This window comes from uncultured Thiodictyon sp., from assembly GCF_903828115.1.
Classification (GTDB): domain Bacteria; phylum Pseudomonadota; class Gammaproteobacteria; order Chromatiales; family Chromatiaceae; genus Thiodictyon.
This window is the reverse complement of record NZ_CAIKKU010000460.1, coordinates 1-19,520: the sequence shown is the minus strand read 5'-3', so window position 1 is coordinate 19,520 and position 19,520 is coordinate 1. Positions and strand designations below refer to the sequence as shown.

Below are 19,520 nucleotides of genomic sequence, written 5' to 3'. Positions count from 1 at the left end.
GTGCGGCGCGGCCTCGCGAGCGACCGCGGCGTTGCGTTCTGCGGATAGGCCGCGCCGCACTGGGGTGCGACGCTCCCGGTGGCCGGAATGATGATCGAGGCCCGCATCGGCCTCGATCGTCGTTCCGCCCTACGGGTGACCCCAAGGGCAGCCGTAGGGTACGCATCGCGTACCCGGCCCCAGCGGTTGCGGCGGCCTGGCGGGTACGCGATGCGTACCCTACGCGATCTGCGTCAACCCATCAGCTCTGATCACACCCCGTTGGCAGAGCGGTGCTCATGATCCAGGCCGTGCTACGGTACTATGCGCCGATGCGCGATCACACCCCCTGGCATCGACTCTTCGGCATCGCCCTGACCGACCTCTTCACCGGCCGCCCCTGGCGCGTGGAGTTGGAAAAGGAACTCGCGCTCAAGAGCCAGCGGCTGGACGTGCTGATTATCGAACGCTTACCCGGCGCCGCGGCGGCCACTGCGGCGGCAGCCCTGGCCGACCTGCCCGACGGGCTGGAAAACCTCACTGCGCACAATGTCCTCAGCTACAAATCCAAACAGGAGCCGCTGGACGGCTGGGCGCTGGAAGAGCTGATCGGCCACTACGTCACCTACCGCAAACTCGCCTCCATCCAGGCCGCCACGGGCCGACCGCCGGCCGCCGACACGAACGCCGCCGTGGAACCGCCAGCCGCCGGCTATCGGCTCCTGCCGGAGGCGGATTTCCGCCTCTATGCCGTCGCCACCCGCCATCCCGGGAAGCTGTTTCGGCAACTCCCCGCCGCGGCCCGGACCCCCAGCGCCTGGCCCGGCGTCTACGATCTGGCCTGGGGCAGCCGCCGAATCCGGCTGATCGTCCTGAACGCCCTGGCCCAGCACCCGCGCAATGCCCCCTGGGAACTGTTCGCCAGCGAGATGGATCGAATCCGCTACGGACTGGCCCATTACCGGCCGCACAGCCCGGCGGCGCAGTTGCTGCGCTACCATCTTGCCAACGTCCACCGTCTGGAGCTTCCCGACATGGCTTACACGCTGCACGACCTCTTACACGACACCTGGCCCATGATCATCGAAGATACGCAGGCACTCAGCCCCGAACAGCGCCAAGCACTGCTGGAGCGGATGGGTGTAGAGGACCGCTTACGCGGGCTGGCCGCCGAAGACCGCTTGCGCGGGCTGGCCGCCGAGGACCGCTTGCGCGGGCTGGCCGCCGAAGACCGCTTGCGCGGGTTAGACCCCGAACAGGTCAAGGCCTGGCTCAAACGCACCGGGCATTAGGCGCAAGCCGGGGCGGTGGCGCTGACGCCGACGGTCACCACCGTTCCGGCCGCAATCATCGGTCCGGCCACTGCGGTCACCGCGGGAGCGTCGGTCCGCATAGCGGACCCTACGGGCACATGGCCTTGGCCACCCCGCGGATGATTCGCCACCGCCGCAGCGGCTGGTGGCCGGAGTCGTGATCAAGGCCCCGTCCTCACTCCCCACCGCGGCCCCGCGGCCTCAAATCTCTCCGCCAATCCCCAGCCGAAACCGCCGTGCCGACCGCACCCGCTCCGCCAACCGCCCAGCATCCCTGACATAAAGCGTATTCCCTCCCCCCGAACGCGCCCCATGCAGCGGCTCCAACACCCGCTCGAACGGCCGATAGCGGAGAGTCTCGAACCACTGCCCCAACATCGCCTCATGCAACGCATCCTCATCGGACCCATACCGCCCACCGCTGCCGTTCAGCTCCATGATCACCGCCAATAGCCCCCGATCGGCCAAGGTCCGCACCGCCCCGGCCAGCACCTCGCTCTCGAACCCCTCGACATCCATCTTGATCAGGGTCGGCGACTGGCCGTCCAGCATCGCATCCAGGGTGCGCACCGGCACCTCCAGCACATCCTCGGCCGACTCACCCTCAGCGAGCACGTGATTGACCGTATCCAATCCGCCCGTGAAGCGCAGCCGACCCTCCCGCCGCCCCAGCCCCAGGTTGTGCGCCCGCACCCGCTCGCCCAGCCCGTTCACCGCGATGTTTCGCGTCAACCAGGCGAAGGTACCCGGGATCGGCTCGATCGCGAGGACGCGCGCACCAACGCCGAAATCAAGGGCGAGATGCTGACCCGGTTGCTCCAACTAGCCTTGCGCCACATCTACAGCAGGGAACCCGCCGGGCCACTGCGGGAACTGCTGGCATTGATTCGCCAGATCGGCGACCAGACCCAGGCGACCGAAATCCGTCCACCCTGCTGCGCTACTATGTCCAGACCAACACCCGCCTGGACGAGGCGCAGGTCCGGACGCTGTTGCGAGAGACCCCGAACGGAGAGGCCATCATGCAGACTTTTATCGATCGCTACATTGAGCAGGGCCGGCAACAGGGCCGCCAGGAAGGCCGCCAAGAAGGTAAGCAAGAGGGCGGCGCCAACGTCCTGCTGCGCCTTATCGAGCGTAAGTTCGGCCCGCCGAGCGAGTCAGTGCGGGCACGCACCGCCCGCGCGGACCCCCAAAACCTTGCTCGCCTGGTCCGAGCGCATCCTCACCGCCGACACCGTGGAAGCAGTGCTGCACTGAGCGGAACCCACAGCAACCCTTTCCACCTTACCCAACCCCGTCGTCCCGTCAGGGCGGCCGGGGACCTAGCACCCAGGACGATAACGGCCATGGAAGAGCGGATCTGCCGCCCCGGAAGATGAAAGCGCCCTGTGGGAGCGGCGTCCCGCCGCGATCGGCGCTGCGGTAACCTGCAACGCCGCGTTCCCCGCGCCGCCAATCGCGGCGGGACGCAGCTCCCACAACGTCGCTCCGCGACTTTCACGGTAAGCCTTTGATCCTAAAAAGAGCAGTCAGCGATCAGCTTTCAGCATTTAGCGCTGAGTTTCAAGCGTTCTGGACCACCCGGCCCATCACTCGTCGGGTAGGCGCCCGCGGCCCCAAGACGGCTCGTAAGATGCTGATGCACTTATAGCTGACCGCTGACTGCTCTCCCCAGGTTGATCGATGCCCCGCACTCAAGCACCGCCGAACAACCGCGCACCGCACGCCAACCGACCCCAGAAAAGAAAAGAATGTCCCGCAATGCCGCTACGCCCTGCACGGCATCTCCGCCCGCACCAATACCGGGATCAAGGCCGAGGTATTGACCCGGTTAGTCAAACTGACCTTACATCACTTCTACAGCAAGGTACGCGGGATCGGCTCTATGGCGAAACAACGCGCACCGGCCGCGGCCCCGAGTATCGAGTAAGAACCGACATTCGGTCCGATGTCGATGAACAGATCGCGCGGCTGCAGGAAACGCAGCGCGACTGCCAGGTCTTCAAACTCATGCAACCCGCAATAGACATCAAAGAACACGAAACGCCACCGCTCAGATCACTCCTGCAACACCCGTCCGACCGCTTCGATCACCCGCCCCTGCTGCTCCTCCAACCCCAACCACAAAGGCAACCGCACCAACCGGTCGGCCAGGTCACTGGTCACCGGCAACTCACCCGCGGCGCGCCCGACCTGAAGCCCCCGCGGCGACGAGTGCAGCGGCACATAGTGAAACACACAGTTGATATCGGCCTGATTCATTGCCTCAATGAAGGCCGTGCGATCCGCCAGATCACGCAGCAGCAGATAGTAGAGATGCGCATTGTGCCTACAGCCGTCCGAGATGATCGGCCGCCGCGCGCGCCCGGCGCGCTCCAGCGGTTCAAACGCGGCGTGATAGCGGTCCCAAAGCGCCAATCGCCGCGCGGTAATGGCGTCCGCCTCCTCCATCTGCGCCCACAGGAAGGCCGCGATGATCTCGCCCGGCAAATAGGAGGAACCGATGTCCACCCAGGTGTACTTGTCCACCTGACCGCGAAAGAACTGGCTGCGGTTGGTGCCTTTCTCACGGACGATCTCCGCGCGCTCGGCCAGGGCCGGGTCGTTGATCAGAAGCGCCCCGCCCTCGCCGGAGATGATGTTCTTGGTTTCGTGAAAGCTGAAGGTCCCCAAGTGCCCGATGGACCCGAGCGGGCGGCACCGGTAGGTCGACATGATGCCCTGCGCCGCGTCCTCGATCACCAGTATCCCATGACGCCCCGCGATCGCCATGATGACATCCATCTCGCATCCCACCCCGCCATAGTGCACCGGTACGATGGCACGGGTGCGGGCCGTAATGGCCGCCTCAATCTTGGTCTCATCCAGGTTCAGCGTATCGGGGCGGATGTCCACGAACACCGGCACTCCGCCACGCAGCACGAAGGCGTTGGCCGTTGAGACAAAGGTGAAGGACGGCAGGATCACCTCGTCGCCCGGCTGGATGTCAACCAGGATCGCGGCCATCTCCAGCGCGGCAGTGCAGGAGTGCGTCAAGAGCGCCTTGCGGCAGCCGGTGCGTTGTTCCAGCCAGCCTTGGCACTGCTTAGTGAAGTCGCCGTCGCCGGCTAGGTGGCTATTCGAGTGCGCAACGGCAATATTCCACAACTCCTTGCCGGTCATGTAGGGCTTGTTGAAGCCGATCATTGGTCAGAACCTCGCCGTGGCCATCGTAGGCGGCTGCACATTCATCAGCGCACGCCCGATGTCGCTGCGGCGGCTGCCGCGGTGCGGGAGGCCGGCCGTGTCTTGAAAACAAAAAACTTGAAGGTCAGAAACAACTGTCCGGCCACGACGAAGATCGCGGCCAGCTGCACTGCCTGGTGCGGGTATCCAAGAATATCCACCAGCACAAACAGCATCCCGACATTGGTGAGATAGCCGAAGACATGAGCCAAGCCGTAGCGTCCCAAGCTGCTGCCGGTTTTCCCCTGGTAGCCGAAACTGTAACGCGCGTGCAGGAAATAACCGTAGAGGACGCCGACCGGATAGAGCAGGGTCAGCGCCGCCTTCGGTGAGACCCCGAGCCAAGTCACCCCCAGGTAAACGAGATAACCGAAGAGATTGACAAGCAATCCCACCAGACCGTACCGGACCAGTTGCAAGGCACTCGTCAGCAATCGGGAGGGTTTACGATGGCTGGTCATCGAGCAGTGCTTTCAGTACCAGCCGATCGACCTTGCCGTTCGCGTTTTTCGGCAGCTCCGCCATGGCGACGAGACGACTCGGGATCATGTAATCAGGCACCAGATCGCGCAGCGCGGACAAGATGGCGGCGCTGTCCGCGGTCTCCCAGCAATCGACGAAACCAACCAGCTTGCCGTAGGCGGCATGGTCGCGCCGGTAGATCACCGCGGCCTGCCGGACCTGCGGGATGGTCACCAGCGCGTTCTCGATCTCCTCCAACTCGATCCGGTATCCCATATGCTTGATCTGATTATCCTTGCGGCCGACGAACCAGAGGTCGCCGCGGTCCTCCCGGACGAGATCGCCCGTGCGATACATCCGTTTCATGAAACGCTTGGAATCCGTCAGGGTCAGGAAGGTGGACGCCGTCCGCACCTCGTCATTGAAGTAGCCGGCGGCCACATTGGGCCCGATCAGGCAGAGTTCTCCTAGGTCCGAGTCCTGGTCCTCCGCATTGAGGATGCGGTAATCGAAATTGGGATTCAGCCGGCCGAGCGGCGGCAGTCCCGCTAAGTCATTGAAATCGTGAGCGCCCAGGGTGTAGGCGCTGCAGATACAGGTGCACTCGGTGGGCCCGTACACATTGACGAGCCGCGCCTGGTGAGAAAACAGGTCGTACAACTTCTTGAGCTCGATCTTGGGGTAGCCCTCGCCGCCGAAGACGATCGTGCGAAGCCCCGACAGTGCGACGGACTGCATCGCCTTCATGGCCATGAGATAGATGAGTAGCGACGGGACGCAAAACCACAGGGTGCATCCCAGACGATCAACCTGATTCACCAGTTCGTAGGGGCGGGTGAGGAGTTCCCGAGCGATCGGGCTCAGGCAGGCCCCGGAAAAGAGCGCAACGTAGAAGTCGAAGACCGAGTTATCGAAATACATCGGGCTCAGATTCGCGAAGTTGTCCTGGGTCTCGATCGCGAAGCACAGCTGGCCCCAGGCGATGAAATGCAGGACGTTCTGGTGGGTCACCGCGACGCCCTTCGGCACCCCCGTTGAGCCGGAGGTGAACATGATATACGCGACGCTAGAGCCATCCACGCCCGCCATGAGGGCCTGCTGCTGCGCCAGGTCCGCGGCGCCCACCTCGGGCACGCGATCCTGCGCGAGGAAGAGCAACGGGCACCGCTCGGCCGCCGCCAGCGCAGTCATCGCATCGGAATAGCGCTCATCGTCATAGCACATCAGGTGGGGGCGGCTGACATCGAGAATGCGCAAGGTGCGCGCCGCCGGAGATTCCACGTCCAGATTGACGTAGGCGACCCCCAAGCGCAGGGCGGCCATCATCAGCGCGTAGGACAACGGACGCTTGGTGTGAGCGATGGCGATCACGTCGCCACGGCGACACCCTTGTGCCGTGAGCCAAGTCCCCAGGCGCTCGGCTGTGCGCAACAACTCCTGATAGGAATAGTCCCGCTCGGGATAGCGCAAGGCCGGACGGTGGCCATGGGATTCGGCAACTTCCTGGAAGTACCGACCGAGGTTGTAGTGGTAGCCACTCATAGCGGGATTGCGTGCAGGTTATGACTTGGTGATCGTGAAAAAAGGGTAGGGAGGCGCGGCAGCGACGAACCCGGCGGAGCGCGCCAAGTGCATCGACCCCAGGTTATTGGCGAAACAATCCCATACCGGTGCCACTGACTGCCGAAAACAGCTCTCGACAAAGTGCCTGACGGCGAGCCGTCCCGCACCCAGCCGACGGTACTCGGGCAGGGTGAGCACGTCGATCTCGGCGCGCCGATCAGCCGCGGCGGCGGCATAGCAGAGGGCGGCCGGCTGCCCCCGGTGAAGCACCACCACAGCATTTGATTTTCCGAGGAAATCGGCCGCCCCCCGCCAGAAGCGGCCGACGACCCCGAAGATCCGCTCGACCTCGTCCAGTCGCGCCCCATCAACGGTGATCGCCGCGAGGTCTCCGGCGGCCCTGGGTGTCGCCGCGAATCGCTTCGCATCCAAGAGAAAACGCTGGCGCAAGGAGCGCAGAGGCTCGCACCGCGCATCATCCAGAAACGCGGGAAGGCATGGGGTGTAGAGCCGCACCTTGGGTGCGGCGAAGGCCTGGTCGCGCAACAGATAGCGCTTCAGTTCCAGATCGAAGGCCGCGCCGGACTCACCGTAGACCTGCGCGAAGCCAAAGGCGTGCTCGACGTAAATGCGACGCGCCGCCGTTCGCGCGTCCCCATAGACGACACCGTCCTGCTCGCTGCTCAGGACAGCCCCGATTAACGGAAAGAACGCCGGGCCTTTGAGGTAGAAGTCATAGGCTGCGGCGTATTGCGTGTAGTCGAGCTTAAACATGTCAGATGGTCAAACCGCCGTTGACGTTGAGCACAGCCCCGTTGATGAAGTCGTTGGCAATGACGCAGGACACCGCCTGGGCGACCTCGCTGGCCTCGCCCAGGCGCCGCAGCGGCGTGCTGTCCTGGATATGTTTCAACACCGATGCAGTCAGAGCGCCCTGGGTGGATACGGTCGCGATGAATCCCGGTGCAACGGCATTGCAGCGAATGCCCCAGCGGCCCAGTTCCTTCGCCCAGGTGACAGTCATAGCGTTGACGCCGGCCTTGGCCGCGGCATAGGCGGTTTGTCCTTCATTGCCGCCGGCGCTGATCGAACTGATGTTCACGATGGCGCCCCCGGTCCGGCGCCTGACCATCTGCTCAACCACCGCCGAGGTAACGATGAAGACTGAGTCCAGGTTGACCGTGAGCGAGCGGCGGAAGCGCTCGTAGTCGTGCATGATGCCCGCGGGATTCATCAGGTTGACGAAGGCCTCGCTATAGATGCTCCCCGCGTTGTTGACCAATATGTCCAGCCGCTCGTGCCGCGCCAGGATCTCCGCCACCGCGGCCTTGACCTCCGCGGGTTGCGTGACATCCAGGCGGGCGGGCTCCAGTCCCTCCGGGAGTCGGCTCAGGGTCTCGGCGTTGTGGTCGGCGACGACGACCCTGGCCCCCAGAGCAGCCAGGTGGGCGGCAATCGCGAGACCCAGTCCCTGAGCGCCGCCGGTTACCAGCGCGATGGCCCCTTCAATCTCCAAGGTCAACCCCCTTGGCGATCAGCACCGCGATGACGGCGGCGACTGACACCATCTGCAGAATGTCGGGGATGTCGAGCGCAATGCCATAGGTGCGCTCCAGGCTCATCACCAGGTCCATCTGTTTCAGGGAGTCCCAGGACCCCACGTCGTCCTTCTTGAGATCGGGATGAATATCGGACACGCGCATGGCGAAGACGTCGGCCAGCAGTACCGCTAACTGTTGGTTCATATCAGACCCCGAAATACTTTACATAGTCATCGGACGAGTAGCGGAAAGGCTCTGCGGACCGGGCGAGATGCACGGTATGGGACTTGGTATCCTTCGACATGAGGGCATTTGCACCGACGATGTTATATTCGCCGACCGTCACCTCGTTGACGACCGTCGCATTGACTCCGATGAAACTGTTGCGCAACACCTTGGCCTGACCGGAAATCACGGCCCCGGAGGCGATCCAGCAGTGGTCGTCCACGCTGCTGTGGTGGGCCAGCGTGACATTGCACCAGACCATGCTGTTGGCACCCAGCCGCGCGTGCGGCTCGAGCACGGCACCCGGCAGGACCACGCAGCCTTCGCCCAACGGGATCTCCGTGAATACCTTCGCGTCCGGATGGACATAGGTTTCCACGCCGTATCCCATGGCCTTCACGCTCATGAAAAGCGATTCGCGCACGCGATTGAGGTCATTGTAGCCGACCGCCATCAGCAGCCTGGTCGTTGCAGGGGGAAAGCGCTCCTGAAGCTGTGATAGACCCACCGCCGGGAGTCCCGCCACGCCACCCTGATCCAGGAATTCATCGTCAACAGTCAGGCCCACGACGTCGAAGCGCCGGTCACGGCGCAGATAGGAATTCAGGACGCCAGCGGTAATCGCATGGCCCACCAAGACTATCTTGGTCATTCGCCGGACTCCATCACTGCGAGCCCAAAGCCGGTTCTTCCATAGCCATTTCCATTGTAGAGCATATACATAAGGCCATGATGAGCGAAGACATAGGGGTAACAGATCATCTCACTGTCCCAGCCTTGCGGGGCGACGTCTAGGCCGGCGAGGGCGTCGTTGCGCAGCCAAGTGTAACCGTCTGCCGATGACGCGAAGCCGATGCGGTAGGTAGCGATATCCCGTGTCGCGCGGTGCGCAAACCACATATAATAGGTCCCGTCCAAGTAATAAACGCTGGGACGTCCAAAGGCATATTCATAGTCATCGGCAAAGGGTATGCACATACCCGGGCGGCAGGTCCAGTCGATGCCATCGCGGGATTCCGCGTAATGGATGCCGTAGTAATGCCGCCAGCCGTCGGCCGTACGTTCCCAACGCACCCCTGAGTTATACCAGGTGCGCCAGATATCGCCGGTTACGTGGAATGCGGTGGCCGCGGCGAAAAGGGGATTGTGCTTATCGCGGCCAAGAACTGGCCCGGGGAACTCGCGTATCAGTGTCAGCGCCCCGGGATCGAGGATCGCCCGTCCGGTGTCGCAGCTCCAAAGGGTGTCGGGGAGGTTCTGCCAGCCGACATAATAGAGGTAGATGACCCCCCGGTGGGCGATTAGGCACACGCTGATCACGCCGTCGCAATCGAAGGTCCCGGGCGAACCATAGCCCAGGGCGAGCGTCGGCTCCCCTACCAGGGACATGATCCCGGCATCGACCCGCGCATAGGACAGGAAGATATGGGAGCGCTGCTGGGGATCTCGGCGAGTGAAGGCAACGATGAAGATGTCATCGTGGTAATGCAGCGCGCAGGGATGCGAGCCGTGGCTAAATTCGGTACCTGCTGGCGCGTACACCCGCCCGGTCCTGGTCCAGGGAAAGGGTCGGTGCTCATCTAGGTAGTGCTGCATCGGAATTCAGTCCGTAGTTGACGCGGAGGCAAGGCCGGCGCGGATCAGCGATTCGAGGTAGTCGACGCGGCTCATGCCCACACGCTGTGCCTGGGCGTATACACGATCCCGCAAATCGGGATTTACCCCCTCTAACTGGCCAAAATAACGGGTCCGGATGCTGCCGCCGCGGGTGCCGACATGGGGAATGTCGATATCGACGGAGGGCGGCCCTGCGGCGACCGAGTAGGCGATGACGTAAAAGCAGTTGCTCAACTCCCAGCTGAGTTGCACAGATCGGGCGGCGGCGGGCAGCAGTGCCAACGGCAGATCCGCAGCATACAGAGGGTTGTTGCAAATCAGCATCTTGCCGAATTCCGTGCCCCGCAGCCATGGTGCCACGCCCTCATCACCGATCAAGACGCTGCCGCCGACTCTGACCACGCGGGTCATCTCGGCGATTCCCATACCGACGTCCGGGAATAGATTGATGCCGCCGAAATGATACGCGGCGTCGAAGTAGCCGTCAGGGAATGGCAGGTCGGCCGCGTCGCTGACCGAAAAATGCAGTGCCACACCGCCGGCGGCCGGGTCCGCACGATGGCGCCGCCAGCCGGTGAGGATCATCTCCTCGGCAATGTCCTGTGCATAGATTTCGCCCCGACCAGCCAAGCCCCTGATGAGAAACGGGAGATCGTTTCCGGCGCCGGCGCCGGTGACCAGGACGCGCTGCCCTGCGGCCAGTCGCAGGCGTGCGACCAGACGGGTGCGCAGTGCGGTCTCGTCATCGGCAAAGGTGGCGAACACCCAGCGCAAGGCGTTATCGTGAATGATCGCCGCGTCGTCCCTAGTGTATTCGTTGACGTCGTGCCGCTGCCTGGCGAACACGGGTACCGTACTCCCCGGCGCGAAGGCAACGCGGTGGCCGCGAGGGCAGGACAGTCCTTCGCTGCCCGCGATGAGGGGTGCCCCCCCACAACCCAGTTCCAGACAGCGGTAGGCCAGCGGGTCGGTCATAATTCATATCCTCCGGCACACGACCCAATAGATACGCTCGAAAATGCCGTAATAGTCATTATCGGCAAAGCCGAACGAGAAGTCTGCAAAAAACGGAGAGAAACAATTCGCGATTTCCTGCGTCTCGTTGAATGCTTGCAGGCGGTAGCCATTGCGGTTCCCATAGGGGTCAGTGGTGATGCGTAACGTGCCGTCAGGCAATTCAATTGCGTCCTTGAAGATATACGAGTTGCGGGACGCAACCGAGGCGACCAGGTAGCCGCCCGGCTGCAATACCCGCGCATATTCCGCAAGATTTTCGGTGAAGAATTCGCCTTCATCGCAATAATAGCAACAGTGGCAGGCCAGGATACACCTGAAATACTCGCTCGCAAATGGAATCTGGCTGTTCCTGCCGATGCGCAGGTCCGCAACATGGCCGAGTCTGGCCAGGCGGGCGGCGGTCTGATCGACTATGCCCTGGGTCAGCTCGATGCCCGAGACATCGAGTCCCTGCTCGCAGAGGAAGGCGGTGTTACGTCCGTCCCCAAATCCGATATCCAGTATACGATCACCGGGCGCGGGTTTCAGAAATCGCAGCCCCGGGTAATTAGCAAGGAAGGTACGAACGACAAATTCCGTGGGATACACCTTGGTCCCTGCACGCTGAGCGTAGAATTGCTCGTAGCTCAAGTCAATGGTGGTGTCGCGATTTTGCATAAATACCCCTGACAATCACATATGGTCTTTGCTTGGTCTCGATGAAAATTTTAGACAGATAAGCGCCTATCACCCCTATAAAAGAGATTACCATGCCGCCCAACATCCAGACGGAGACCATGACAGATGTCCATCCGTCGAGAGGACGAGAAAAAAATAATCTGTTGAAGATTAGTGTTACCGTATAAATTATCGCCACCATGAAGATCACGAATCCCACATAAAATATCATCGCCAGCGGGACCTCGCTAAATGAGGTAATTGCATTGATCGTATGCTGAATTTTTTTCGCCAAGCTGTACGTGGTCTTACTTGACGCGTGTTTGCTGACCGCTAGATCAACTTGCTTGAATCCGGTAATTACCCAGAGACAAGAAATCACCATTTCACGCTCGCGGTATTGCACCAAGGCATCCACATATCGTCGAGTCATCAGTCGCGCGGTAACAATATTCCTGGGATGATCGATATTGGCCATCCAATTGAAAACCGAATAATAGATCGCGCCGCTCCACCGCTCGAACCGGCCGCCCTTACGCTGCTGCTGCCGCCCATAAACCACATCCGCGGCCTCGTCGGTCATTGTAGCAAAGAAGCCTTGCAACCACTCAGGCTCCTCTTCAAGATCAGAATCGATCAGGAAAATCAGGTCCCCCGCGGCATGTTCGAGACCGGCCATCATGGCTTTATGATGTCCAAAATTGCGTGAAAGGTCCACCACCACCAGATGGTCATCGCTATCGGCAAGTTGCATAACAACTTCCAAGCTATTGTCAGGAGATCCATCGTTTACTAGGACGATTTCATAGTCATCTCCTACAAGCTGCTTCGCCGCTGCACTCGCCCGACGATGAAATTCGGGGAGATACTGACATGACTGATAGAGCGTTGCAACGATGGAAAGCTTCATGGCGAAACGTAATGCAGGTAACGGGGCGAGTCCGCGCCGCAGTTGAAGAGGAGATCAAGGATGCTGACGCCGTGCTCGAAAGTCCCCCAGAGCTGGGGATAGCTGGGATAGCCCCCGTAATCAAAGAAGTTTACCGCGATGCCGGCATCAGCGAACAAGGTCTCGTCGAGATAACCTCGCGCCGCGGGGCCGGAGATATACTCGGTGGCGCCGGTTTGAAGGCAGAGATCAAGTAACCGCTCCGTCTTGCCATCGACCAGCCGATAGTCGGACGAGGTGGTAATCCGCGTCGCGATGCCGAGATAACCACAAACCCAGTCGATCAGGGTGCGGTTCAGGGTGGAAAGATGCAAATAGGAACGTTCCAGGTAGAAAGGTGAGAGCGCTGATGACAGTTCCTCGAAATGGGCCGAGCGCCGATAATTGGCGACCAAGGATTTCCAGTGGCTTTCCTGCCAGTCCGAACCGTCATTCTCGGTCTCTTTGATTGTCTGGTGATATTTACCCTTGACCTTCACTGGCACCGTGAGCCACTGGAGACCCAGAGGTGTCTTGATTTTATTACGGTTGCGCCAATCCCGGCGCGTGTACTGCATATCGTCGTACAGGATGAACTCATCGACTGCGGCGATAAGGTCAAAATAGCCCTTCCAGGGGATGTAGTTTGATTGGAGAATGGCAACCTTTTTCATGGCTTGCGAAATACTCCAAGGATCGACGTCCCCCACGGGAACCGAACCCAGTGACCGAGCGGGGTCTCCGCCGCGAAAATGGCGGCGAGCAACCCGTTGAGCGGTGCGGCCGGGACGTGGTGGGCGCGGATCACTAGCTCCCGCTTCTGCGCCTCGGTCATCGCGGCGATCCCGGGCCGGTGGCGGGTGAGCCAGTATAGGGGGCTGAGCAGGAACATGAAATAGCGTGCATCGATCAACTGAAGACCGGCCTGATCGGCCAAGCGGACAAACTCCTGGCGGGTGTAGCGACGCAGGTGGTGGGCGATGTCATCATTGTAGCTCCAGAACTGAGGCAGCGCCTAGGCTGTTCAATCTGAGCCATTTCATGCAGTTTTTCGTCCCCCGCCTTCCGGTGCGCACATTGGGCGTAAGCAACTGATTACAAATGGTACTTATGCCTCTTGGCGCGACAGAAAACGCATGACGGACTTGTGCTCCCAGAGGCGCAGAATGAACACCCTAGGCAGCGCCGGAGTGGTGACGAACAACAGGCCCCCCGGTTTGAGAGCGTGACGCGCCTCTTGCAATGCCCGCAAGTCGTCTGGCAGGTGCTCGATCACGTCCAGCAGGAAGGCAACATCCCAGCATTCGCGCCAGCCCAAGTTCATCAGGTCCACTTGGTAGCGCTGCACGCCGACGGGCAGCACACCCCCCGCCATCCGCAACGCGACCCGCGAGGAATCAGCCAGCGCCAGCGGCTGGAAGCGGCCGGGCCGGCGGTCGGCGAGATAACGGAGCCAGCCGCCTACCCCTCCACCGAGGTCCACGGTTGCCCACGGCAGGGGCCCGCTCGACAGATGCCGATCAAGTGCGCCAAGTAGGAAGCGATGTCTGCCAAGATACCAGAAATGCCGCTCCTGCATCGCCCAGAGGGTGTCGAAGCCGGATTGCTCATACTCCTCGCTCCGGTGTTGGATGGAGTTGGCGGGCTCATAGATGCCGTCAGGGGCAAGGGTGTAATCACGGATTACTCTATAAATTTTTCGCCCCCTAAATTAGTAGCGATCGCTCAGAACAGGCAGATGCAAACCGGGGAAGTAGATGCGGATCATCTAGCACCAATGCTTTTACCCATAGGCTTCTTTCCGTAAATTACAAAATTCTGCATATAGCCAACTATTGCCTTTCTATGGTCGTTCAAGCGATTTTCAGATAAATTTACAGGGTTGACGACTATCGACGCAAACCCGCTTTCCGTCAAAATCTGATGAAGGCTCAATGATACATCACCATCCGAGAAAATCAGGAAGTCCATGTTCTTTATAAAGATCTTCCACTCAGGCGTTAGCACTTCTGGTTTTTCGTAAAACGATCGGTACATTTGCCACTCGAGCTGTCGTCCAGCATAATAAAAAATCCAAGGGTCTATATAGACACGATAAGCGCCTTTACCGATCATCAACTGACCCAGTTTTTGAATCAGCATTGGATCACGGACATCTTTCTCTTGGATGCTTACCCATGTCCTTCCGCCTATGGTAATCGCTGCCGACCACATCAGCATAACCACCACGATCATTGTTGCAAAAGAACGATGGCGACGATCGGATCGAACAGCTATCAACCCTGATATTCCCAGTACGACCGCTAGAATTAAATATGGGATCACATATATGACTCGATGAATATATGGATTAGTGACAACAGCCACCCCAAGTACGATCAAAATTCCGACGATTAAACCAAAGCGTCGATCGATCAGGATCAATAGAGTTGCAAATAACGGGAGCCATGGATCATATTTGAAACTGAGTAAGACGCCTAACACGCCATGCCATAGAACACGAGCTTGACCATCAACATGCGCAAGATAATTTTGGTTTGTTGCTGTCGACTGGAACATGTTTCTAATAGCATCAAGCATGCCATCTTGAAAACGAAAGAACAGGAATATTGTGATCGTCATCGCGGCGAACAAACCGATATAAAAAATTTCCGGGACCACCCTTTTCAATTTGTCAACGACACCCGCCGTTAAAGCCGACGCCCCCGTCCAAAGTTCATAGATTAGAAGCGGCAGCAACAGGATTGCCGATGGCCAGATCAATCCAGCTGAGCCGACGCACAACCCGACAATGACCTGTTCGCCTCGGATACGCCAACCGTCGTTGTCTTTACGCCCAAGCTGAACCGCCAAAAAACCCAAAAACATCATACCCATCGCCAAGGTATCGACCCGAGCGCCACGATAGCTTTGGGAGATCATGGGATCGAGCATGAACAGCAAAGCACCAAACAATGCCACCTCCGGCAAAACCGCTCGCGCGCGTAACCAACCAAACATCGCAAATGACGCAAGCCCGGCGCCCGCAAGCGCGGCCAGGCGGACACCCGCCATGCCATCGAAGTTGCGAAATGCCCATTCTTGCACCAAAGGGCCAAGGTAACTGAATGCTACCTCCGGACGATTGCCCGGCACAAGCCAGCTTATCCCCCATCCAAGATCGGCATTCGGCAGTGCCGTTCTGCCAAAGTCAACAATTTGGACTTCGTCTTGCCAGATGACCGGTGAAATGGTGAGAGTGGTGGCAGTGACGCCGGTCAACACTAAAAAGGCCATTGCCAGGCTAAGGAATGCTTGCCGCTGCGTCATATTTCATTCCCACATTGAACGCCATAAATGTTAACGGTTTGCGTTAACTTTAACGACCATAACGATTAAGCTTAATCCGGCGTGCGCGCCGCGCTGATCCCCGAACGTGGCGCGGTACCTGGCGCGCACGACTGATAAACTTTTGCTCCCGGGAGAGTAACTCTCAGCCAGTACAAAACTGAAGGATAAGCGAAACAGAATGCAAATTTTCTAACCCAGCGTGAGCATCATACCATCGCCAAGCTGTTTCCACGATCCGAGGTAGGTTCGAATGCACCGGACTCCAATTCAGCCGCTGCATGGCACGTCTGCACGTCTTGGGTCGGCGACTAACACCGGCGGATCGCCAGCGCGGCGGGGAGCCTACCGAACAGGAACCCGACAGCCAGCCAACGCCTCAATGACACTGATCACCTGACGCACCGAATACCCGTGCCCGGTACCCAGATCCAGGGCGGCACAAGTGCCTCCCGCCACCAGGGCAATCGCATCACGTTACTCTAATATTCGTAGAATCTAATGCATCTGTTTTTGGCTTGTCATCCGGTGCTTCAAAGAGCAACTTCGTCAAGTAGCGTTCATCCCAACCGGCCTTCAAGCGTTTGTTTTTGATGCCGAGCTTGGTGTTGTCGTTCTTCAGGCGCGTCAGCGCAATGTCGCGCAGTACGGCCAGGTTATCACGGGCCGCAGGTTCGCGCACTCGGCAGTCATCTTCACGGAAGGCCACATCGAGACTCCAATGCAGATCGTTCTCCACGCCCCAGTGATCACGCACGGCACGGGCGAAGCAGGCCACGTCCGTGGCGATACTGCCGATGTAGAAGCGGGTTTCGCGGGCGATCTTGCCATCGACTTCGCGCTGCGACTCGACCATACCGATCATGTTCATACCCTTCCAGAGGGCGCTGCGCGGTACGCCGGAGAGATCACCCAAGGTCCGGTAGCGGCGGGTCTCCACCCGCCCATGACCATGCTCGTGGGTTTCGAGCACCTGCGTGTCGCCCTGCGCGTAATCCCGCGCGTCGTCGTCGATGAACGCCTCCTCGACTTCGGCAGCCAGCGTGCCCTGGTTGCCCTTGAGTGCCAGCACATAATCGCCCCCCTGCGCGATGATCTGCTCGGCGATCTTGGTCTGACAACCCATCGCATCAATGGTGACGATGCAGCCCTGGAGGCGCAGCAACGCCAGCAACTGCGGGATCGCCGTGATCTCGTTGGACTTCGCGTCGGTGGAGACCTGACCGAGAACGACGCGGTTGGCCGTCGCCCACGCGCTGACCACATGCAGCGCGGCAAGACCCTTGGCACGATCGTGGGAGCGGCGCAGCGTCCGTCGATCGCGATGATCTCGCCGGGGATCACTTCACGAATCGACGCCGCCCAGGCGCGAAAGCACGTCTCGAATGCGTCCGGCGCCAGCAACGCGAACACCCGCCCGAACGTGTCGTGGGCCGAGATACCGTTGGGCAACTCCAGGAACTGCGCAAACCACGGCTGCTTCGTGCGCCCGAACTCCGCGATGGCCACCCTGCCGTCCGCGCCGCAGAGGGTTGCCGCAATGGCGATGACGATCATGTCGATCAGGTTGTGGCGACGCTTGATCGGGCAGCGCGGGTCTTCCAGCACGGTAAAATGCCCGGCCAGCGACCGATCCAGGGTTGTTTCGCACATCGGGCCATTCCATAAGACAGAAAAGGCAGTGGATTGTCGCGTTGTGCTCGCGCTTAGTCTAACGGTATTTGCTAATTATCTGATGCGATTGCCCTGGTCGGCGACTGGCCGTCCAGCACCGCATCCAGGGTGCGCACCGGCACCTCCAGCGCATCCTCGGCCAACTCACCCTCGGCGAGCACCTGATTGACCGTATCCAATCCGCCAGTGAAGCGCAGCCGACCCTCCCGCCGCCCCAGCCCCAGGTTGAGCACCCGCATCCGCTCGCCCAGCCCGTTCACCGCGACGTTTCGCGTCAACCAAGCGAAGGTATCCGGGATCGGCTCGATCGCGAGGACGCGCGCACCTACCGCCCGAGTGGCGAGCTCGCCCGCCCTGGCACTGGATTCCAGCATCCTGCCGGAATGACGAAAGAAGAGACAACCCCGTCCTCCCGGCCAGATGCCGGGAGCCAGTGCCAAGGATGGTATGGCCATCGGACGTGATAGCCGGACGTAGGGGCGGGTTTCAAAACCGCCCCTACACCAGGGGCCTGTCCGGATGTTAGGGTGCGAAGCTGGGAGCCAGTGCCAGGGTTTTCACCATGCCCTCCCCGATTGTCCGCGTCACCAATCCCCTGGGAAGAGCAGTCAGCCGTCAGCCATCAGTGCATCAGCACCTTACGAGCCGTCTTGGAGCCGCAGGCGACCACCCACAGGTGATGCGCCGGGTGGTCAGAAACGTTTGAAACGCAAAGCTGAAGGCTGAAGGCTGAAGGCTGAAGGCTGAAGGCTGAAGGCTGAAGGCTGAAGGCATGTCTTATGTTTCTGCGGGGATGGATTTGATATGGATGACGCTGCAGGGGACCCAGCCTCCACCAGGCCCACCACAGTTCGAGGGGTTGATGTCGACGACGCCATGGACAAAGAAGGTGGTGCCGCAACAGATCGAAACGATGTAACCGCAATCATGAAGGCAATCGATTCATCTTTGGTTTGGGTACATATGAGATCTCTGAACGTAGAGACGTGAAAAACATCACCTAATAAAAACATAGCTAAAACTGAGTTATAGAAATTTCATATAAAACACTGTTATAACTGAGTTATGTCAGCGTGCAGAGGTTAACTTAGTTATAACAAAGTCAATTGTCATGAAAAATTAACTATGTGATAACACAGTTAGTCCAGTACCATTAATAACCAAGTTATAACATAGTTGAATCAGTCACAGAACTAACATTGTTATAACCCAGATGCGCACGCAATCAGCACGAGAATGTCGTTGATGGTGCCGGCTGGCAGAGCAGCATGACGAAGCTGTTCACCGAGAATCATGAACTGATCCGGAATGCCAGCCCGCATCGCTGCGCGCGCAGGTTGTCCATCTGATTCGACAGCAAGTGGATGCCGGGACGACAGCCGTGTCCTTTGCCGGCAGGATCGTGTCGATTTGCGCAGCGGATTCTCCTCCAGTGCGAGCTCGCCGGCGAATAGTATTTTGTATCCAACCCATCCCAACTTACAGCCCATCCGCCTCCGCCCGTAAGCGGATCGGTACAGTAAAGATTGATTTCAAGTTTAGCATCCTCGGCCGATAATCATGGTCCCCGTGGAAAATCGTCCGGGATCAAATCGTCAACCTGAGAATAGCTCTGCGATAAAATAAATAATCAGGGAAGCGAACACGAACAAAATACAAAATTCAATCGTACAAATACGAAATTCAATCGACTACTTACATCGCAGGATTCCAGCTCCTCGTTGTAATCAAATAAGCCGAGGCCACCCATCTGCCGACAAAATGCATTCAATCAAAAGTGAAAAACAAGCGAATCTTGCTCGAAAGCAAAGTAACAACTGAAAAATTACTTATCCTGACATGAGGCACTGACCTTCTCGCTTGCTTCATCTCCAATTTCAGGATCCGGTTCCATGTCAATCAATAGCACGCAACTTTCTTCCCTGCACGCATTCAATTTTGAATTTGGCGTGGTTTGGTTGGACCCGGAATCCGGCCCCGTCGTGGTTG

General features: G+C 59.5%; 20 protein-coding genes and 1 pseudogene. 1 reads left to right on the top strand and 20 read right to left on the bottom strand.

The genetic code is table 11. The annotated features are described in order from the left end of the window. The first annotated feature begins 311 nt into the window (after positions 1–311). On the top strand, positions 312–1,271 hold the full coding sequence (locus QZY48_RS16865) for a hypothetical protein (protein WP_295433066.1): 960 nt from the start codon (positions 312–314) through the stop codon (positions 1,269–1,271). Between the two features lie 222 nt (positions 1,272–1,493). Here QZY48_RS16865 and QZY48_RS16860 read toward each other — a convergent pair whose 3' ends face one another. The 20 genes and pseudogenes from QZY48_RS16860 to QZY48_RS16765 all read right to left on the bottom strand — a co-directional run bounded on the left by QZY48_RS16860 (position 1,494) and on the right by QZY48_RS16765 (position 17,986). Further along, complete coding sequence (locus tag QZY48_RS16860; protein WP_295433064.1) at positions 1,494–2,114, bottom strand: FkbM family methyltransferase; 621 nt, start codon at positions 2,112–2,114, stop codon at positions 1,494–1,496. Positions 2,115–2,131: 17 nt separating this feature from the next. Next, positions 2,132–2,392 (bottom strand): hypothetical protein, encoded by a 261-nt coding sequence (locus QZY48_RS16855; protein ID WP_295433061.1) that lies wholly within the window; start codon positions 2,390–2,392, stop codon positions 2,132–2,134. A gap of 760 nt (positions 2,393–3,152) precedes the next feature. Continuing rightward, positions 3,153–3,335, bottom strand: coding sequence for a hypothetical protein (locus QZY48_RS16850; protein ID WP_295433058.1), 183 nt, complete (start codon positions 3,333–3,335; stop codon positions 3,153–3,155). Between the two features lie 18 nt (positions 3,336–3,353). Then, positions 3,354–4,481, bottom strand: coding sequence for a dTDP-4-amino-4,6-dideoxygalactose transaminase (gene rffA, locus QZY48_RS16845; RefSeq protein WP_295433055.1), 1,128 nt, complete (start codon positions 4,479–4,481; stop codon positions 3,354–3,356). A 44-nt stretch (positions 4,482–4,525) separates the two neighbouring features. Further along, positions 4,526–4,981, bottom strand: coding sequence for a GtrA family protein (locus QZY48_RS16840; protein ID WP_295433053.1), 456 nt, complete (start codon positions 4,979–4,981; stop codon positions 4,526–4,528). Then, positions 4,965–6,524 (bottom strand): amino acid adenylation domain-containing protein, encoded by a 1,560-nt coding sequence (locus QZY48_RS16835; protein WP_295433052.1) that lies wholly within the window; start codon positions 6,522–6,524, stop codon positions 4,965–4,967. The genes QZY48_RS16840 and QZY48_RS16835 overlap by 17 nt, the downstream gene beginning before the upstream one ends. 18 nt (positions 6,525–6,542) lie before the next feature. After that, positions 6,543–7,319 (bottom strand): GNAT family N-acetyltransferase, encoded by a 777-nt coding sequence (locus QZY48_RS16830; RefSeq protein ID WP_295433047.1) that lies wholly within the window; start codon positions 7,317–7,319, stop codon positions 6,543–6,545. 1 nt (position 7,320) lies between these two features. Further along, entirely contained in the window at positions 7,321–8,061 is a 741-nt protein-coding gene (locus tag QZY48_RS16825) for an SDR family oxidoreductase (RefSeq protein ID WP_295433044.1), read from the bottom strand. Then, positions 8,051–8,290 carry an acyl carrier protein gene (locus QZY48_RS16820; RefSeq protein ID WP_295433040.1) on the bottom strand — a complete coding sequence of 80 codons (240 nt, stop codon included), beginning with the start codon at positions 8,288–8,290 and terminating at the stop codon, positions 8,051–8,053. Before QZY48_RS16820 ends, QZY48_RS16825 begins: the two co-directional genes overlap by 11 nt. 1 nt (position 8,291) lies before the next feature. Beyond that, positions 8,292–8,963: an acetyltransferase gene (locus QZY48_RS16815; RefSeq protein ID WP_295433038.1), complete on the bottom strand. Its 672-nt coding sequence runs from the start codon at positions 8,961–8,963 to the stop codon at positions 8,292–8,294. Further along, positions 8,960–9,907 (bottom strand): hypothetical protein, encoded by a 948-nt coding sequence (locus tag QZY48_RS16810; RefSeq protein WP_295433036.1) that lies wholly within the window; start codon positions 9,905–9,907, stop codon positions 8,960–8,962. Before QZY48_RS16810 ends, QZY48_RS16815 begins: the two co-directional genes overlap by 4 nt. Before the next feature lie 6 nt (positions 9,908–9,913). Continuing rightward, entirely contained in the window at positions 9,914–10,903 is a 990-nt protein-coding gene (locus QZY48_RS16805) for a methyltransferase domain-containing protein (protein ID WP_295433033.1), read from the bottom strand. A 3-nt stretch (positions 10,904–10,906) separates the two neighbouring features. Then, on the bottom strand, positions 10,907–11,602 hold the full coding sequence (locus QZY48_RS16800; protein WP_295433030.1) for a class I SAM-dependent methyltransferase: 696 nt from the start codon (positions 11,600–11,602) through the stop codon (positions 10,907–10,909). Beyond that, complete coding sequence (locus QZY48_RS16795) at positions 11,577–12,512, bottom strand: glycosyltransferase family 2 protein (protein ID WP_295433027.1); 936 nt, start codon at positions 12,510–12,512, stop codon at positions 11,577–11,579. The genes QZY48_RS16800 and QZY48_RS16795 overlap by 26 nt, the downstream gene beginning before the upstream one ends. Further along, entirely contained in the window at positions 12,509–13,204 is a 696-nt protein-coding gene (locus QZY48_RS16790) for a WbqC family protein (RefSeq protein WP_295433024.1), read from the bottom strand. Before QZY48_RS16790 ends, QZY48_RS16795 begins: the two co-directional genes overlap by 4 nt. Next, entirely contained in the window at positions 13,201–13,467 is a 267-nt protein-coding gene (locus tag QZY48_RS16785) for a hypothetical protein (RefSeq protein ID WP_295433020.1), read from the bottom strand. Before QZY48_RS16785 ends, QZY48_RS16790 begins: the two co-directional genes overlap by 4 nt. A 171-nt stretch (positions 13,468–13,638) precedes the next feature. Beyond that, a complete protein-coding gene (locus QZY48_RS16780) occupies positions 13,639–14,109 on the bottom strand; it encodes a bifunctional 2-polyprenyl-6-hydroxyphenol methylase/3-demethylubiquinol 3-O-methyltransferase UbiG (RefSeq protein WP_295433019.1) in 471 nt (156 codons plus the stop codon). A gap of 185 nt (positions 14,110–14,294) precedes the next feature. Next, positions 14,295–15,839, bottom strand: a complete 1,545-nt coding sequence (locus QZY48_RS16775) for a hypothetical protein (protein ID WP_295433017.1) — start codon at positions 15,837–15,839, stop codon at positions 14,295–14,297. Positions 15,840–16,329: 490 nt separating this feature from the next. Further along, positions 16,330–17,414 (bottom strand): annotated as a pseudogene (locus tag QZY48_RS16770) (ISAs1 family transposase). A gap of 167 nt (positions 17,415–17,581) precedes the next feature. Then, the gene (locus tag QZY48_RS16765; RefSeq protein WP_295433014.1) at positions 17,582–17,986 is read right to left on the bottom strand and encodes an FkbM family methyltransferase; all 405 of its coding nucleotides are present in this window, start codon (positions 17,984–17,986) and stop codon (positions 17,582–17,584) included. Positions 17,987–19,520: the final 1,534 nt, after the last annotated feature.

Coding starts and splice junctions, on each gene's coding strand:
- QZY48_RS16840 (WP_295433053.1), bottom strand. CDS start 4,981: ATGACCAGCCATCGTAAACCCTCCCGATTGCTGACGAGTGCCTTGCAA.
- rffA (WP_295433055.1), bottom strand. CDS start 4,481: ATGATCGGCTTCAACAAGCCCTACATGACCGGCAAGGAGTTGTGGAAT.
- QZY48_RS16820 (WP_295433040.1), bottom strand. CDS start 8,290: ATGAACCAACAGTTAGCGGTACTGCTGGCCGACGTCTTCGCCATGCGC.
- QZY48_RS16765 (WP_295433014.1), bottom strand. CDS start 17,986: ATGGCCATACCATCCTTGGCACTGGCTCCCGGCATCTGGCCGGGAGGA.
- QZY48_RS16790 (WP_295433024.1), bottom strand. CDS start 13,204: ATGAAAAAGGTTGCCATTCTCCAATCAAACTACATCCCCTGGAAGGGC.
- QZY48_RS16815 (WP_295433038.1), bottom strand. CDS start 8,963: ATGACCAAGATAGTCTTGGTGGGCCATGCGATTACCGCTGGCGTCCTG.
- QZY48_RS16865 (WP_295433066.1), top strand. CDS start 312: ATGCGCGATCACACCCCCTGGCATCGACTCTTCGGCATCGCCCTGACC.
- QZY48_RS16810 (WP_295433036.1), bottom strand. CDS start 9,907: ATGCAGCACTACCTAGATGAGCACCGACCCTTTCCCTGGACCAGGACC.
- QZY48_RS16835 (WP_295433052.1), bottom strand. CDS start 6,524: ATGAGTGGCTACCACTACAACCTCGGTCGGTACTTCCAGGAAGTTGCC.
- QZY48_RS16800 (WP_295433030.1), bottom strand. CDS start 11,602: ATGCAAAATCGCGACACCACCATTGACTTGAGCTACGAGCAATTCTAC.
- QZY48_RS16775 (WP_295433017.1), bottom strand. CDS start 15,839: ATGACGCAGCGGCAAGCATTCCTTAGCCTGGCAATGGCCTTTTTAGTG.
- QZY48_RS16795 (WP_295433027.1), bottom strand. CDS start 12,512: ATGAAGCTTTCCATCGTTGCAACGCTCTATCAGTCATGTCAGTATCTC.
- QZY48_RS16830 (WP_295433047.1), bottom strand. CDS start 7,319: ATGTTTAAGCTCGACTACACGCAATACGCCGCAGCCTATGACTTCTAC.
- QZY48_RS16780 (WP_295433019.1), bottom strand. CDS start 14,109: ATGCAGGAGCGGCATTTCTGGTATCTTGGCAGACATCGCTTCCTACTT.
- QZY48_RS16805 (WP_295433033.1), bottom strand. CDS start 10,903: ATGACCGACCCGCTGGCCTACCGCTGTCTGGAACTGGGTTGTGGGGGG.